This is a genomic window from Stenotrophomonas sp. PI_27 (genome assembly GCF_027854495.1).
Classification (GTDB): Bacteria; Pseudomonadota; Gammaproteobacteria; order Xanthomonadales; family Xanthomonadaceae; genus Stenotrophomonas; species Stenotrophomonas pavanii.
Genome location: NZ_JAJNOF010000013.1, coordinates 1 through 15,895, shown reverse-complemented (window position 1 = coordinate 15,895; position 15,895 = coordinate 1). Strand labels below are relative to the sequence as shown.

Sequence of the window (15,895 nt, the reverse complement as noted above, 5' to 3'; positions counted from 1 at the left end):
AGTGAGTGGCTCATAAGTTGCGCATTCAGCGCCTCTGCATTTAACCGGCAGGCAACGAAAAACCTGCGTCAGTCGACGGTTTTTTCCGATGACCGCGAACTGAACATCACCCAGCCCAGTGCGACCCCGGCCAGCGCGCCGGCGATTTCCAGCACCACCCGGCTGCCGAGTTCGTTCGGATCGTGGATCGTGGCCAGGAACAGGCGCGCATACAGCGGTGATTCCAGCCGCACGATGCCCATGTAGAACAGCTTCCACGCATCGATGCCGGCGGAGATCACCACCGAGATGACGCAGGCCCAGCCGATCGCATGGCCCATCGACCAGTGCAGCAGACGGCACAGCCGCGACCACAGCAGGTACACCAGCAGGCCGACCAGCAGGGCGATGGCGCCCGCTTCCAGGGTGCCGAGCAGGCCGAAATGCAGGGGAAGGTTCATCGGGTGGGCAACAGTGGAATGGCGGCCAGTGTAAGGGATCTGCCCCGGACCCAATCCGCTGGCCCCGGTAGATCCACGCCATGCGTGGATGAATCTCCATCGAGATCGACTATCTCCGGGGTTGGACGGAAAGCACCCACGCATGGCGTGGATCTACCGTGTCGACCAAGGTCGACAGCTACCAAGAGCAGCGGAAATTGTCGAGGGCGCCCCTGCCAACAAACGCTAAAGCACTGGGACGTCGTACGCGGTGCCGGGATCCGGTTCGGGCTGCAGGGTGTAGTGCCACCACTCCTGCGGATAGTTGACGAAGCCGTGGCGCGCCATCGCCTGCACCAGCTGACGGCGGTTCGCCTGCTGTGCAGCGCTCAGCCCGCGGGTCTGGGTATGCGCACGCGGGCCAAAGAAATCGAAGTCCGTGCCCATGTCCAGCGGCGTGCACGTCCCGCTGCGGCAATCCAGCAGGCCCAGATCCACCGTGGCACCGCGGCTGTGGCCGGAGCGCTCGGCGATGTAGCCATCGGCCAGCAGGCGCGGTTTGTCCAGGTCGGGGTATTGCAGGGCCTTGCGCGAGCGTTCGTGTGGATCGTTCACCCAGGCCATGAAGGCCTGCACCGAACGCACCGGCCGGTAGCAGTCGTAGAGGCGCAGGCCGAAGCCATCGGCGCGCAGGTCCTGTTCCACCTGTGCCAGTGCCTTCGCCACCGGCGCCAGCAGGTAGCACGAAGGCGCCTCGTAGCCGGGCACGCGCGCGCCGGTGAAGTTGTTGGCGCCGGCATAGCGGATATCCAGGTCGATGCGCGGCGACACCGTGCGGATCTCCACCAGTCCGGCACTGGCCGCATCGGTGGCCGGTGAAACGCGCGGTGGCTCAGCGGCGCGGGTGGTCGCCACCAGCGCAGTCGCCAGTACGAGTGAAATGCAGGTCCTGGAAGTCATAGCTGAAGTCGATGTCCGGATCGATGGCGCGCAGGTCCAGCGTGGGCGACGCACCGTCCCCGGGTTGCAGCCAGGCCTGTGCGTCGTCGCCCAGCGTATCCCAGCGCAGCAGCCAGCGCCCCTGCAGCTGCAGCACAGCCGCCTGCAGCCGGGGCGACTTGTCCACGCTGAAACGCAGGCCGTCCTTGCCCGGGCACAGCGAGGCCGGCCCCAGCCACGGATCGGTGTAGCGACCCTGCCAACGCGGCAGATCGGCGTCCGATGTCGGCCGTGCCTCCGACGTCGCCGGCCGCTGATGGCCGCTTGCCGCGCGCGTCGCCTGGTCTGCCTTCAGTTCGGCCAGGTACTCCAGCGCCGGACGCGCATCGTCCGGCGCCGTAAAGCGCTTCAGCGCGGCCTGCATCAATGCGGTACGCGCGTCCTCCCCATCACCGTTGATCAGCATGACCACGCCCACCTTGCGGCCGGGCAGCAGCGCCAGCGACGAATACATGCCGGACAGCGTGCCGGTGTGCGCCACCTTCCACTGGCCGTCCATGTCGGACACGCGCCAGCCATAGCCGTAGCCGTAGAAATGCGCGTTGTCCCAGCGCCGCTGGCGCTCACCCAGCGGCATCGGCATGTGCAGGGTCCACAGCGTGCGGCGCTGCTCCGTATCCAGCCAGCCGGGCGCCACGGTGGGATCGAGCAGCACCTGCATCCAGCGCGTCATGTCGCGCAGCGAACACCGGATGCCGCCAGCGGCCATCGACGGTAGATCCGGGCTGATGTCAGCGTCGGCGTTCACCACCTCATTGTGATCGCCACGCCAAGCATGCGGCTGCGCCACGTTGCCCACGCGCTTCACCGACCACGCCCCCACCTGGCAGCGCGACAGGCCCAGTGGTTCGAACACCTGCTCGCGCATCAACTGGTCGTACGGCTTGCCGCCTGCCGCAGCGGCCACTTCGCCAGCCACCACGTACATCAGGTTGTCGTAGGCATAGTGGCTGCGGAAGCTGCTGACCGGCGTCAGGTGCGCCAATCCGGCGATGATGTCGGCGCGGGTGAATGCGTTCGGTTCCGGCCACAGCATCAGGTCACCGGCGCCCAGGCCCAGGCCGCTGTTGTGGATCAGCAGGTCGCGCACCTGCATCTGCTGGCCCACCCATGCATCGTGCATGCGGAAGCCCGGCAGATGCCGCTGCACCGGATCATCCCAGCGCAGCCTGCCCTGCTGCACCAGCCGCGCCAGCAGCGCGGCAGTCATCGCCTTGCTGTTGGAGGCGATCTTGAACAGCGTGTCCTGATCGATGCGGCCGCCATCGCCACGCGCGCCCTCGGCGTGGCGATAGACCACCTGCCCGTTGTCGACCACCGCCATGGCCAGCCCGGGCAGGTGCTCGTGCCGGACCACAGCGGCGACATCGGCCTCGACGGAGGCGGTATCGACCGCCGCCGCCGGAAAAGCCACCAGCGCGGCCAGCATCCACAGTGCCTGCATGCGCATGGTCCCGGCAGAGGGCCTCAGTAGGCCCAGGTGACGGTCAGCTGCGCGTAGCGCGGCGACTGGAAGCCGGTGCCGTAGCGGTACAGCGGGTTCGGCGTGCCGATGCTGTCCTGCGGCTCGTAGTCCTGGTCCACGGTCACCACGCGCTGCTGGTTGAGCACGTTGTACACCGCCAGCTTCAGGCGCAGATCGGTGGGAATCGGCACCTTGTACGAGACGCTCACGTCCAGGTCATAGGTCCAGGGCGTGCGGCCGTCGCCACCGCGTGGCGAATGCACGAACACGCGCTGGGACGGAACCGTCGACTGGCAGTTGGACACGCACACGTAGTAGCTGTGGAAGTCGGTGTCGTCGAACGGATTACCGGCGCCGAAGCGGGTAATCGGGCTGCCCGACTGCACGCCCAGCGTGGCCGCCACGCTGAGGTTCTCGGTCAATGCGTAGCTGCCACGGAACTTGAACTGGTGGCGGCGGTCGTTGGCCAGATAGCCGTAGCCGCGGTAGTTGACCCAGGGGTTGTCGAAGTTCTCGGTGCGCCCTGCGTCGGCGAAGTCGGTATCGGAGTTGACCGGGCCTTCTGCGTTGCCGCGACCGTATGCAAGGGTGTAGGAGGCGTTGAAGCCCCACTTGCCGTCCCAGGCGCGGTCGACCTGCAGTTCCAGCGCCCTGTAGTCACGCTTGGGCTTCACCCAGCCGCGCTGGCCGACGTAGTTGCCGTTGTCGTCGTACAGTGCCCAGCCTTCCTTCGACGTATCGATGCTGATCCAGCCGTCGTTGCGGCCATCGCAGTCGGTGTCGCCCCAGACGGTATTGGTGCGCCCGGGGTTGCCCATGATCCACACCCCGTCGATGGCACCACACTGGCCGGTCGCGGTGATGTTCATGTCATCGATGGCATTGTGCAGGCGGCGATAGGTCACGCTCGCCCCCACCGACCAGGCTTCGTTGATCATCTGCTGGAAGCCGAGGATCGCTTCGTCCTGGTAGACCGGGTCCATGTCCCGGTTCACTTCCGCACGCAGGTCCGGCACGCTGCCGTCGCCCTGCGAGTTGTCCACCGGCCCGATCTGTGCGCCCAGGTTGGGGATGTTGTTGGCCGCGCCGCTGTAGCCGAGGAACTCATACCAGGTCCGCTCGTCGAGGAAGCCACCGGCCTGCTTGATGTTGATGACGTTGGCCACCGGCAGGAAGTATCGGCCCAGGTTGCCGAACACCTTGGTCGTGCCATCGCCGCGCACGTCCCAGGAGAAGCCCAGGCGCGGGGCCAGCATGTCGTCGATCTTGATGTAGCTGCTGCCGTCGCCGCCCTTGTTGTCGAAGGCTTCCAGGCGCAGGCCCATGTTCAGCAGCAGATTCGGCGTCACCTGCCAGTTGTCTTCCAGGTAGTAGGCCGAGTTGATCGTCTCGAAGGCCCCTTCCACTTCATAGCGACGGGTGCGCGCGACCAGGCCGCTGGCCGGCACCACGCCACCATTGAGCGGACTGCCGGGTGTGCGGGCATAGATGTCATAGCGCAGGCCGCCGGGCCCGGGGTAGGCACGGCTGTAGTCCGAGGTGTTCTCTTCGCGGTCCAGGCCGAAGCGCAGCAGGTGGTTGCCCAGCGTCCATTCGAAATCGGCGCGTGCAGCCTTGCGGGTGTCCAGCGCGGATTCCAGCTGCGAGCTGCTGGTGCAGCCGCGGTCACCCTGCAGCGATGGCGGCACGCCCTGGCTGGCGGTGCGGTTGTCGAACACGCGGTTGCAGTTCTCGTCCATCAACGAGCTCTGCACACGGTTGCGCTTGTTCTCGCCGTACATCAGCTTCATGGTCAGGTCGTTGTTGACCTGCCAGCTGTAGGTACCGGACCAGTTCTTGCCACCCACCGTGTTGTAGATCTGGTTGCTGCGCTCGCCCACGGTCTGCCCCGTGGCGTAATCGTAGGCGTAGACGTCGGTGAGGGTCTTGCTCTTGTCCGAGAAGCCGAACAGCGACAGCATCTGGTTGTCGGTGATCTGCCAGTCGATCTTGCCGCCCCAGAACGGGTCATCGGCCTTGCCCTGGCTCAGGCGCGTGCCGGCGTCATTGGTCGAGGTGGGGCGGTAGTCGCGCGCCTCGTACATGCCGAAGAAGAACAGGCGATCCTGCACCAGCGCACCGGAGGCGAACACATTCAGCGCGCTGCGGCTGTAGTCGTCGCGGCTGGCGGTGATGTAGCGGCTGCCGCTGCCGTCGTAGCGATCACGTGCCTGCGATTGCCATGCCCGCGGCTCGAACACCAGCTCGGCGCCGGCCTTGAAATCGTTGCTGCCCGAGCGGGTCACCGCGTTGATGACACCACCGGTGCTGCGCCCGAACTCGACCGAGTAGCCGCCGGTCTTGACCTGGAATTCCTGGTAGAACGAGAACGGCACCGACGAGAAGCCGACCCGGTTGTAGAAGTCGGTGACGTTCAGGCCATTGATGTAGACGGTGTTCTCGGCCACCGACGAACCGCCGAAGGAAATGCCCTGCCCGCCGAGTGACCCCTTGCCCTTCACCGCGCCCGGCGCGAGCAGCGCTACGGCGGTGATGTCACGGTCCACCGGCAGGCGCGACAGCTCCTCGCGGGTGATGTTGGTGGCCGACTCGGTGGACTTCACGTCCACCATCGACACCACCTGCGGCGCCCGCACTTCGACCGTGCCCAGGGTACTGACCGCACCCAGCGGCACGTTGACCGTGGTGGCACTGCCGAGGCTGACCGTCACCTGGCCGACGCGGCTGGCCCCTCCGCCGGGCAGGCTCACCTCCATGTCATAGGTGCCGACCGGCAGCAGCGGAATGCGGTAGCTGCCGTTGGCGTCGGCCTGCACGGAGCGGACGAAGCCCGTTGCCGGGTTGCGTACGGTCACCGTGGCACCGGCCGGGACCTGGCCGGCATCGCTGACCAGCCGGCCGACCACTGAACCATCCTGTGCGAATGCGCTGGGCGCGATCACGCCCAGACACGCCCCGAGAGCGACGCACAACGCCGCCCGCTTGATGCTGTAAGCCTTCATCCCCTGCTCTCTCCTGCAAGAATTGAATGGTGTGGAATGCGAGGTGTCGCGCTAGCGTTGCCTGGCTGGCAGTACCCGCCACTGGAAGTCGTAGCTCCATTGGTCGAAGTACAGGTTGCCGCCTGCCCACTCGGCCTCGCCACGCTGCGAGTCGACCGTTTCCGAGCGGTAATGCTGTCTGGCCGGCACGAAGGGCTGGCCGAAATCATCGTTGAAGGCGATGCGGTAGCCATCGAGGCCACCCAGATAGAAGTCGCGCAGCGCCGGTACATCGCTGGCCAGTGCGCCAGTGGTCACGTCCATCGGCAGCCAGCCATACGGCGCCAGGTAGACCTGTCCCCAGTCATGCAGGTTGTTGTAACCACTGCCATCGTCGGAGAACACCATGCCCGACTGCCAGCGTGCGGGAATGCCGTTCAGGCGCAGCAGTGCGATCAGCAGCAACGTCTGCTGCCCGCAGTCGGCATGGCCGGCACGCAGGGCGTAATCGCTGATGTTGCTGAGCGTGGAATATTCGCGCGCACCGGCCCACGGAATGCGGTCGACCGCGGCAAACAGCCTGCGCACCACTTCATACGGGCGCGTCTCGCCCTGCAGTACCTGGTCGGAGAACAGCTTCAGCGCCGGGGTGAAGCGCACATGGGGCAGCTGTTCGGCCAGATAGGGCTTCAGGGCCGGATCGGCCGGGGTCGGTTGCACCACGGCCGGGTCGATCGCGGTATGCCGGGCGAAGATCGTGACCGCGTAGCGGATCTCGAAGCGGGTCGGCTGCCCGGCCACCGCGTTGGCTTCGAGGTAGGCGGTGCGTTGCTGGGTATCGGCCGGAGCCACGCGCGCCTTGCCCGGGGTGCTGCCCAGCCACTGCACCTGCTCCTGCTGGCCGGGGATCTCGCGCGGGTACGGAATCCAGGCACGCACGGTCTCGCCGGCCGGCACTGCATCGGCCTTCACCGTCAGCGATTGGGTGAATTCGATGCGCTGCGGCAGCACCGACGCCTGGCCACGCTGCTCGGACGCGGCCACCACGCGCGCGTGGTGTGCGTTGAGCACTTCGTTCGGGCCCGGAGTGGGCATCGGCGCATCCGCGCGGCGGCGCGCGCGTGCTTCGGCGCTGAGCAGGAACAGATTCGACGGCGCGCGCTTGAAGTACCAACGCTCGCCGTCGATATCGAGATGCTCGATCAGGCCAAGCTGGTCCCAGCGCGAGAATTCCTCGTCGGTCAGGTCGGGAATCCAGCGGCGTACGGCGGCCTTGGCGGCAGCGTGGTCGAGGCTGAAATCCAAGCGGATGCGGCGCATGCGCTCGCGCTGGAAGGCCCCGTCGGCGGTATCGCCTGCCGTTGCCAGCAGCGCTTGGGCATCGCTGAAGCGACCGCTGTCGATCAGGTCGATCACCTGCGCCTGGCGCGCCCACTGCTGGCGGCTATTCCCATCCGTGGCCTGCGCGGCAGACGCCCACAGCAGCAGCGCGGCACACAGGCCGGCAGCAGCAGGCAGACGTGGTTTGCGAACGGCAGGATCCACAGCGACACTTCCCCAGCGCGGGTGGTAACGGCTGTGTAACACGGGCCGGGATGCCGGTCAATAATTTATTCTTGCTTTCGCCGCCGAAAGGAATAAATATTCCAACAGGCATTCGAGGAGGGTGTGCAGCGCATGATCCTGGCTTCCCGCGAACGGCACCGGCGTTGGCCGCGCCGCGTGTCCCTGGCGCTGTGCCTGCTGGCCGCCCCGGCCTTTGCACCGGCGGCACCACCACCCGACCCAGGTGCGCCGCTGCCGTATGTGATCGGCCTGCACGAGGCCTACCTGACCCCGCAATACTGGGCCGCGCGTCTGGACAACGCCGATGCGCCGATCCTGGACCGCGCGCAGATCGAGGCGCAGAACGCGCGGATGCGGGCGCAGGACAGCCACCTCCAGGACATCGCGGCGTTGCCGGCGCAGCTTGATGCGGCGACAGTGCGTGCCAGCATCACCGCGCTGTCGCGCTGGCCCGCACGCGCCCTCTACAACGACAAGGGCCAGCCGATCGCGCCGGCGCTGCGCAGCGCGATCGAAGCCAACCTCGGCCTGGATGCGATCCCGGCCGAGGTGGCACCGGCCTACGGGCTGGTGGTGAAACGCGCGGCACTGCGCACCTTCCCCACCCGCGAGCGCGTCTTCAGCAGCGTCGGTGACACCGATATCGACCGTTTCCAGGAATCGGCACTGTTCCCCGGCGACAAGGTCGCCGTGGTCCATCGCAGCGCCGACGGCCGCTGGCTGTTCGTCCACAGCGAGCGCTACAGCGCGTGGATCGAGGCCGAGGCCATCGCCAGCGGCGACAAGGCCACCGTGCTCGGTTACGGCACGAAGGGCCCGTACCGGATCGTCACCGGTGCCACCGCGCAGACCGCCTACACCCCGGAAGAGCCGCGTGTCTCGCGCCTGCAGCTGGACATGGGCGTGCGCCTGCCGGTGTTGGCCGACTGGCCGGCTGCCGATCCGGTGAACGGCCAGCAGGCGCACGCATCGTGGGTGGTGCAGTTGCCCGTGCGGGAAGCCGACGGCCGCCTGAAGCTGGTGCCGGCACTGCTGCCACGCTCGCAGGACACTGCCGCAGACTACCTGCCGCTGACCCCGCGCCTGCTGCTGCAGCAGGCGTTCAAGTTCCTTGGCGAACGCTACGGCTGGGGCCACGACTACGACACCCGCGACTGCAGCGGCTTTGTGTCCGAGATCTACCGCAGCTTCGGCGTACTGCTGCCACGCAATACCAGCGCGCAGGCGGTCAGCCCCGCGCTGGATCGGCTGCCGTTCACCGGCAAGGACGGCAAGGCGGTGCGCGAGCGCGCCGTCACCGACCTCCGTGTTGGCGACCTGGTCTACATTCCCGGCCACGTGATGATGGCCATCGGCCACGTCGACGGCCGCACCTGGGTGATCCACGATACGGCGGGCGGCAGCTGGTTCGGTGCCGACGGCAGACGTGTGCAGGCCCATCTCAATGGTGTTTCGGTCACGCCGCTGGAGCCGATGGTGGCCAGCGATACCGTCCGCTACATCGACCGCATCACCAACATCCAGCGCCTGCGGGCCAAGACCCCCTGAATGAAGATCACTGCCATCGAACTGGGCATGCTGCGCGTGCCGTTGAAGACACCGTTCAAGACGGCCCTGCGCACGGTGGAAACCGTCGAGGACGTGGTCGTCCTGATCCGTACCGATACCGGCAACACCGGTTACGGCGAAGCCCCGGCCACCGCCGTGATCACCGGCGATACGCACGGCTCGATCATCGAAGCGATCCGCCACTTCATCGCCCCGCGCCTGATCGGCCAGGACGTGGTCAACCTCAACCACCTGTGCACGCTGGTGCAGACCGCGATGGAACGCAACACCAGCGCCAAGGCGGCGGTGGAGATCGCACTGTACGACCTGTGGGCGCAGCTGCACGGTGCCCCGCTGTACCAGATGCTTGGTGGCGGCGACCCGGTGATCACCACCGACATCACCATCAGCGTGGACTACATCGACAAGATGGTGGCCGATTCGCTGTCGGCGATCGAGCGCGGCTTCGAGTCGCTGAAGATCAAGGTCGGCAAGGACATCGGACTGGACATCGAACGGGTCAAGGCCATCCACGCCGCCGTGGAAGGCCGTGCCCTGCTGCGCCTGGATGCCAACCAGGGCTGGACTGCCAAGCAGGCGGTGCATGCGATGCGTACCCTGGAAGACGCCGGCGTGGTGCTTGAACTGCTGGAGCAGCCGGTGAAAGCCGCCGACATCAGCGGGCTGAAGTACGTCACCGACCGCGTCAACACGCCGGTGATGGCCGACGAAAGCGTGTTCAGCCCGAGCCAGGTGATGGACCTGATCCAGCAGCGCGCGGCCGACATCATCAACATCAAGCTGATGAAGACCGGCGGCCTGTCCAACGCGATCCGCATCGCCGACATTGCCGGCATCTACGGCGTGCCGTGCATGATCGGCTGCATGATCGAATCGAGCATCAGCGTGGCTGCCGCCGTGCACCTGGCCGTGGCCAAGAGCGATGTGATCACCAAGGTTGATCTGGACGGCCCCTCGCTGGGCCAGTTCGACCCGGTCAGCGGCGGCGTGCATTTCAACGAATCGGAGATCAGCATCAGCGACGTGCCGGGGCTGGGCATTACTGAAGTGCGTGGGCTGGAGATGCTGGGTTGATTTCTGCCTTGCGGCTGACGTTGCGTGCCACTGACGTTGGGTCGCGCGTTACTTTTCTTTTCGCGAAAAGAAAAGTGACCAAAAGAAACGCTCCGCCGGCCGCGAGCCGGTGCTACGCACCGGTTCCCTGCGCTCCTCGGCCAGTGGAGGGACGGCGCGGGAACTCGCTACGCTCAGACACCCGCGCCTCTTCGCCCTCGCCGGACCTGCGGTGCTCGGCTCGCTTGAAGGCGGACTCAACGTCAAAGGCAACAACGGCATCCCGTGGATCCACGCCATGCGTGGATGCTTTTGCTCTTGCTTCTGCTCTACCCCGTATCCCCTTCGCGGCTGGCACGCGCGCGATCTGTCCGGGGTCGGGCGGGTGGGGCTTGCAGGGGTGTCCGCGCCATGGGCCCGAGGCATGCCTCGGGCGGGTTGGGCAGGACGCCCAACCCCGGTCTTGCCGTTTGCGCAGGACAGCGCAAACGAGCAAGCGCGGCCAAGCCTCCGTGGACGGATTCACGGCGTCCCCTGCAAACCCCACCCGCCCGACCCACTCCATGACCTGCTCTACGCTGCCAACCGCAACGCGTTCCCCTATGCTCCAACGGACGCCCCTCGGACACCCCGCATGCCGCCCCTGCTGAAGATCCGCACCGAGCGCGGGCAGATGTCGGCCATCGAGCGCCGCATCGCCGACTTCATCCTCGACAACGCCCACCTGCTGCGCGACTACTCGTCCCAGCAACTGGCCAGCGCGTTGGGCATCAGCCAGTCCAGCGTGGTGAAGTTCAGCCAGAAGCTCGGCTTCAAGGGCTACCCGGACCTGAAGTACTCCATCGGCCAGGACGTCGCCCGCGCCGGTGCCGATCCGCAGCAGGCGCCCGACGAACCCGACAGCGGCGATGACTACCTGCGCCTGGGCGAGGCCCTGCGCCGCAGCAAGGCGCAGGCCGAAGAGGAAACACGCCAGGCCAATCCACGCGCGGAGATCGAGCGCATCGTGCAGCTGCTCGACGGTGCGCCCAAGCTGTTCGTGTACGGCCTGGGAGACGACGGCCTGTTCGCCCGCGAGTTTGCCATGCGGCTGTCGCTGCTCGGGCTGCTCGTGGTACCCCACACCGACCCGATCCTGATGCTGGCCAACCTCTCGGCCGCACGGCCCGGTGACGCGCTGCTGGTGTTCTCCGAGTTCGGCAACCTGCCCCAGCTCTCGCAGCTGTCGCGGCAGTTCCAGGACATGGGGGGCAAGGTGATTTCCATCACCCGCCACACCGCCAACCCGCTGCGCGCGCATGCGGATGCGGCCCTGGCGGTCTGCGCCCACGACCGCACGCCACAGGTCGCGCAGCTGCTGTACCGTAGCGCCATGCACGCCCTGCTCGATTTCCTGTTCGTGCTGCTCTGCCATGCCAATCCGGATCGCCAGCAGCAGCTTGCGGTGAACCTGGAGCGGATCGACCACCTGCTGGATTCCTGACCGGAGCGCATGTTGATGAGATCGCTGGTCCGCCTTGTCATCACTACACTGCTGCTTGCCGCAGTGGTGTCCGTTCACGCTGCGCCGCTGGATGGCGCGCGCCAGCTGATCGTGGTCACCAGCGATGGCTGGGACAGCACCCAGGGGCAACTACAGGCCTATGTGCGCGACGGCAAGGGCTGGCACCCGCATGGCCAGGCGTTCCCGGTGGCGCTTGGCCGCACCGGCAGCGCATGGGGCCTGGGCCTGCATCCGGCACAGGCCGATGGCCCGCAGAAGCAGGAAGGCGATGGCCGCAGCCCGGCCGGCATATTCGCGCTCGGCAGCGCGTTCGGCTATGCGGTCACCCGCCCCGGCACCGCCCTGCCCTACCAGCCGATGCTGGACAGCAGCTACTGCATGGACGTACCCGCCTCGCCGTTCTACAACCGCATCGTGGATGAGAAGAAGGTCGGCAGCGCAGCGGTCAAGGGCTCCACCGAGCCGATGCGGCTGGACCTGCACAACAAGGGCGACGTGCGCTACCGGGAAGGCTTCGTGATTGCCCACAACCCGGACAACCAGCCCGGCAAGGGCAGCTGCATCTTCGCCCATCTGTGGCGCCAGCCCGGCGAGGCCACCGCCGGCTGCACGGCGATGCCGCAGGAACGCATGCAGGCACTGCTGGACTGGCTGCGGCCGCAGGACGCGCCGCGTTTCGTGCTGCTGCCGCGCGCGGAGTACAAGCGACTGCAGGCGCAGTGGCAGCTGCCTGCACTGAAGGGAGACGGCCGTTGAGCGCGCAGGACGATCCGCAGCTGCAGCGCGCGGTCAGCCGCTGGCAGATCGTCGGCCTGTCGATCAACGATGTGATCGGCAGCGGCATCTACCTGCTGCCGGCCGCCACCGTCGCTCTGCTCGGCCCCTTCAGCCTGTGGGGCGTGGTCGCCGCCGGCATCGTCGTGGCCTTGCTGGTGCTGTGCTATGCGCAGGCCGCCAGCTACTTCGATGAACCCGGCGGCAGCTACCTGTATGCACGCGAGGCCTTTGGCCGCTTCGCCGGTTTCGAGATCGGCTGGATGATCTGGCTGACCCGCATCAGTTCGGCGGCCGCACTCAGCAATGCGCTGGCCGATGCGGTCGCGCGCTTCTGGCCATGGGCCGGTGCCGGCCTGGGCCGCATCGCGGTGATCGTGGTGTCGCTGGGCTTCCTCACCGGCATCAACATCATCGGCGTGCGTTCGGCCGCGCGCACCGGCGTGGTGCTGGTGATCGGCAAGATGCTGCCGCTGCTGCTGTTCGTGGCCATCGGTGCGTTCTACATCGACCCGAAGCTGGCCTTCTCCGGCCAGCGCCCGGACCCGCACGACCTGCAACGCATGGGCGAGGCCGCGTTGTTGCTGCTATACGCCTACGCCGGTTTCGAGAACATTCCCGCCGCCGCCGGCGAGTACCGCAATCCGCGCCGCGACATTCCGTTCGCGCTGATCACCATGATCATCACCGTCACCGTCATCTACGGCGCGGTGCAGGTGGTGGCACAGGGCACGCTGGCCGGCCTGGCCAGCTCGGCCACGCCGCTGGCCGATGCCGCCGCTGGATTCGGTGGCGAAGCACTGGCGCTGATCCTGACCGTCGGTGCCACCATCTCCATCCTCGGCACCAACAGCAACACGATGATGATGGGCCCGCGTTTCCTGTTCGCGCTGGCACGCGATGGCTATGGGCCGAAGATCCTGGCCCAGGTGCATCCGCGCTTCCATACCCCGGCCGCGTCGATCCTGTGCCAGGGCCTGATCGCGCTCGGCCTGGCCCTGTCCGGGTCGTTCGTGCAGCTGGCCCTGCTGTCGATGACCACGCGCCTGTTCGCCTACATCGGCACCGCCGCGGCGGTACTGGTCCTGGCCAAGCGCTACGCCGACCGCCCGGGCGCGTTGAAGCTGCCCGGTGGACCACTGATTCCGGTGCTGGCACTGCTGCTGTGCCTGGCCCTGTTTGCCAGCGCCAGCTGGCAGAACATTGCCGCCGCACTGGTCGCGTTTGCCATCGGCGCAGTGATCTACACGCTGCCGCGCAAGGATGCCGGCGCAGGCTGACCGGACGCATCAGGCCGTGCCGGTCGGATTGATCTGGCAATCACGTCGCTGGACCGGGCCATTAACCATCGGGCCGGCATGATCGGGTTTCGTCCACCACGGAGCCCTCCATGACCGAGTACCAGATTCCCGGCCGCGTGCCGGACGACAGCACCCCGCGTGATGCGATCAGCAACTACTGGCGCGAGCGCTACACCGCCGAACCGTACTATGACGACCAGCTGTTCTTCGAGGACTACGAGCCGGCCTACCGCATCGGCCACGCCGCGCGTGCACAGGACATCATCCGCGCCTATGAACAGGTCGAGGCCGAGCTCGAATCACGCTGGGCCAACGAACGCGGCCGCAGCCGCCTGGAATGGGCGCAGGCACGCAATGCGGTGCGTCGTGGCTGGGAGGATGCACAGCTGGCGGATCCGCAATTGAAGCGATAGCGCCCTGCTGCTGTAGAGCCGAGCATGGGCTCGGCTCTACACATTCACTCCTGTTCCGGCAGCGGCGGCACGATCGCGCTGCGCTTGCTCTCGCCACCACCGGCGGCGATCAGGTCGCGCGTGTTCTTCTGCACCGCCACCGCACCGAACAGCGACAGCGCATATGCCATGCCGTAGAAGCCTTTTTCACTGGGTGCCAGCGTGGCATTCCACAGGCCAACCAGCAGCAGCATCAGCGCCGACAGCAGCGCGAACCAGCACAGCGCGTAGTACAGGCCGCTCACCGGAATGCCTTCCACGCGATCGCGCACGCTCTTCTGCAGCGAGACCGCCGCGAACAGGCCGAACAGCAGCAGGGTCAGGTAGTAGCCCTTCTCGTTGAGCGCCATCGTGGCGTTGAACAGGCCGATCAGGTACGCCGCCGCCCCCAGCAGCAGCGCCACCCACGAGGCGGCGATGAAGGCGGTGGACGGCTTGTGGGGTAGTGCAGTGTTCATTGCAGGTCCTTGGCAGGCAGGCGGGCACGCTTTGCCCGGGCGTGCCCACCCTAGACGATCCCGCTGCGCTCGCACAGGGGTCGCAGGACCTTCGGGCCACGACGCTCACGGCACCGGTGGTATACAAGGGAACGCCCGGCCATCCGCATCCCCGCCCTGGAGATACCCATGACCCGCACGCCCCTGCTGCTCGCCCTCGGCCTGGTGCCGATCCTTGCCACCTCCGCCTGCAACGCCGCCGACCCGGCCGCCAACGGCGCCCAGACCGCGGCGCCCGCAGCTTCCACCGCTGCCGACCAGCGCCCGTTCACCGCCACCGAAGTCAGCCGCTTCGACCAGCCGTGGGCGATGACCTTCCTGCCTGATGGCAGCCTGCTGGTCACCGAGAAGCGCGGCAAACTGCAGCACCTGGACCTGGCCAGCGGCCAGAAGCACGAGATCACCGGTGTTCCGAAGGTCGCCTATGGTGGCCAGGGCGGTTTCGGCGACGTGATCCTGCACCCGGATTTCGCCCGCAACCACGTTATCTACCTCAGCTATGCCGAGGAAGGCACGCTGGATACGCGCGGTGCGGCGGTGGCCCGCGCCACCCTGACGCTGGATGCCAACGGCGGTGGCCAGCTGAAGGACCTGAAGGTGATCTGGCGGCAGAGCCCCAAGGTCAGCGGCGAAGGCCACTACGGCCATCGTCTTGCCTTCGGCCCGGACGGCAAGCTGTGGATCAGTTCCAGCGAGCGGCAGAAGTTCGATCCGGCCCAGGACATGGGCGGCAACCTGGGCAAGATCATCCGACTGAACGACGATGGCAGCCTGCCCGCCGACAACCCGTTCGCTTCGCAGGGCGGGGTGGCCGCACAGGTGTGGTCGCTGGGCCACCGCAACATCCTCGGCATGTCCTTCGATGCCAGCGGCAAGCTGTGGGCACACGAGATGGGCCCGGCCGGCGGTGACGAACTGAACCTGATCGTGCGTGGCGCCAACTACGGCTACCCGATCGTCTCCAATGGTGATCATTACGATGGCCGGCCGATCCCCGACCACGACACGCGCCCGGAATTCGCCGCGCCGAAGGTGACCTGGACGCCGGTGATCTCGCCGGCCGGCTTCGTGATCTACAGCGGAAGCCTGTTCCCGCAGTGGAAGGGCAGCGGCTTCATCGGCGGCCTGTCGTCCACCTCGCTGGTGCGCGTGGCCTTCGATGGCGACAGCGCGCGCGAAGCCGAGCGCTTCAACATGGGCGAGCGCATCCGCGAAGTGGAACAGGGCCCGGACGGCGCGCTGTGGCTGCTGGAAGACGGCAGCAAGGCACGCCTGCTGAAGCTCACGCCGAAGACTTGAGGTAGTGCGGGCCGCC

13 protein-coding genes are annotated in these 15,895 nt (G+C 67.0%); 7 read left to right on the top strand and 6 right to left on the bottom strand.

Going from position 1 to position 15,895, the window contains the following annotated elements; translation table 11 throughout:
- Positions 1–68: 68 nt before the first annotated feature.
- From LRM18_RS15775 to LRM18_RS15755, 5 genes are all read right to left on the bottom strand, one after another.
- Positions 69–440 (bottom strand): hypothetical protein, encoded by a 372-nt coding sequence (locus LRM18_RS15775; RefSeq protein ID WP_049468636.1) that lies wholly within the window; start codon positions 438–440, stop codon positions 69–71.
- Between the two features lie 225 nt (positions 441–665).
- Positions 666–1,379, bottom strand: coding sequence for a M15 family metallopeptidase (locus LRM18_RS15770; protein WP_270954988.1), 714 nt, complete (start codon positions 1,377–1,379; stop codon positions 666–668).
- Positions 1,312–2,862: a serine hydrolase domain-containing protein gene (locus tag LRM18_RS15765; protein WP_270954987.1), complete on the bottom strand. Its 1,551-nt coding sequence runs from the start codon at positions 2,860–2,862 to the stop codon at positions 1,312–1,314. The genes LRM18_RS15770 and LRM18_RS15765 overlap by 68 nt, the downstream gene beginning before the upstream one ends.
- Before the next feature lie 23 nt (positions 2,863–2,885).
- Positions 2,886–5,885, bottom strand: coding sequence for a TonB-dependent receptor (locus tag LRM18_RS15760; RefSeq protein WP_270954986.1), 3,000 nt, complete (start codon positions 5,883–5,885; stop codon positions 2,886–2,888).
- Positions 5,886–5,936: 51 nt separating this feature from the next.
- Positions 5,937–7,409, bottom strand: coding sequence for a transglutaminase-like domain-containing protein (locus tag LRM18_RS15755; protein ID WP_270954985.1), 1,473 nt, complete (start codon positions 7,407–7,409; stop codon positions 5,937–5,939).
- Between the two features lie 132 nt (positions 7,410–7,541).
- On the opposite strand from LRM18_RS15755, the gene LRM18_RS15750 reads away from it, so the two are divergent.
- From LRM18_RS15750 to LRM18_RS15725, 6 genes are all read left to right on the top strand, one after another.
- The gene (locus LRM18_RS15750) at positions 7,542–8,978 is read left to right on the top strand and encodes an SH3 domain-containing protein (RefSeq protein ID WP_270954984.1); all 1,437 of its coding nucleotides are present in this window, start codon (positions 7,542–7,544) and stop codon (positions 8,976–8,978) included.
- Positions 8,979–10,073: a dipeptide epimerase gene (locus LRM18_RS15745; RefSeq protein ID WP_014645715.1), complete on the top strand. Its 1,095-nt coding sequence runs from the start codon at positions 8,979–8,981 to the stop codon at positions 10,071–10,073.
- Between the two features lie 613 nt (positions 10,074–10,686).
- Positions 10,687–11,535 carry a MurR/RpiR family transcriptional regulator gene (locus LRM18_RS15740; protein ID WP_053461992.1) on the top strand — a complete coding sequence of 283 codons (849 nt, stop codon included), beginning with the start codon at positions 10,687–10,689 and terminating at the stop codon, positions 11,533–11,535.
- A gap of 15 nt (positions 11,536–11,550) precedes the next feature.
- Complete coding sequence (locus tag LRM18_RS15735; RefSeq protein WP_064237517.1) at positions 11,551–12,312, top strand: L,D-transpeptidase family protein; 762 nt, start codon at positions 11,551–11,553, stop codon at positions 12,310–12,312.
- Positions 12,309–13,610 (top strand): amino acid permease, encoded by a 1,302-nt coding sequence (locus tag LRM18_RS15730; protein WP_270954982.1) that lies wholly within the window; start codon positions 12,309–12,311, stop codon positions 13,608–13,610. Before LRM18_RS15735 ends, LRM18_RS15730 begins: the two co-directional genes overlap by 4 nt.
- A 110-nt stretch (positions 13,611–13,720) precedes the next feature.
- Entirely contained in the window at positions 13,721–14,044 is a 324-nt protein-coding gene (locus LRM18_RS15725) for a hypothetical protein (RefSeq protein WP_049468574.1), read from the top strand.
- A gap of 44 nt (positions 14,045–14,088) precedes the next feature.
- Here the strand turns inward: LRM18_RS15725 and yiaA are convergent, their stop codons facing one another.
- Entirely contained in the window at positions 14,089–14,541 is a 453-nt protein-coding gene (yiaA, locus tag LRM18_RS15720; RefSeq protein ID WP_049468576.1) for an inner membrane protein YiaA, read from the bottom strand.
- A gap of 168 nt (positions 14,542–14,709) precedes the next feature.
- On the opposite strand from yiaA, the gene LRM18_RS15715 reads away from it, so the two are divergent.
- Positions 14,710–15,879, top strand: coding sequence for a PQQ-dependent sugar dehydrogenase (locus LRM18_RS15715; RefSeq protein WP_270954981.1), 1,170 nt, complete (start codon positions 14,710–14,712; stop codon positions 15,877–15,879).
- Positions 15,880–15,895: the final 16 nt, after the last annotated feature.

Excerpts from the sequence above, each read along its gene's own strand:
- LRM18_RS15775 (WP_049468636.1), bottom strand. The coding sequence starts at position 440 with ATGAACCTTCCCCTGCATTTCGGCCTGCTCGGCACCCTGGAAGCGGGC.
- LRM18_RS15770 (WP_270954988.1), bottom strand. The coding sequence starts at position 1,379 with ATGACTTCCAGGACCTGCATTTCACTCGTACTGGCGACTGCGCTGGTG.
- LRM18_RS15765 (WP_270954987.1), bottom strand. The coding sequence starts at position 2,862 with ATGCAGGCACTGTGGATGCTGGCCGCGCTGGTGGCTTTTCCGGCGGCG.
- LRM18_RS15760 (WP_270954986.1), bottom strand. The coding sequence starts at position 5,885 with ATGAAGGCTTACAGCATCAAGCGGGCGGCGTTGTGCGTCGCTCTCGGG.
- LRM18_RS15750 (WP_270954984.1), top strand. The coding sequence starts at position 7,542 with ATGATCCTGGCTTCCCGCGAACGGCACCGGCGTTGGCCGCGCCGCGTG.
- LRM18_RS15745 (WP_014645715.1), top strand. The coding sequence starts at position 8,979 with ATGAAGATCACTGCCATCGAACTGGGCATGCTGCGCGTGCCGTTGAAG.
- LRM18_RS15740 (WP_053461992.1), top strand. The coding sequence starts at position 10,687 with ATGCCGCCCCTGCTGAAGATCCGCACCGAGCGCGGGCAGATGTCGGCC.
- LRM18_RS15735 (WP_064237517.1), top strand. The coding sequence starts at position 11,551 with ATGAGATCGCTGGTCCGCCTTGTCATCACTACACTGCTGCTTGCCGCA.
- LRM18_RS15725 (WP_049468574.1), top strand. The coding sequence starts at position 13,721 with ATGACCGAGTACCAGATTCCCGGCCGCGTGCCGGACGACAGCACCCCG.
- yiaA (WP_049468576.1), bottom strand. The coding sequence starts at position 14,541 with ATGAACACTGCACTACCCCACAAGCCGTCCACCGCCTTCATCGCCGCC.
- LRM18_RS15715 (WP_270954981.1), top strand. The coding sequence starts at position 14,710 with ATGACCCGCACGCCCCTGCTGCTCGCCCTCGGCCTGGTGCCGATCCTT.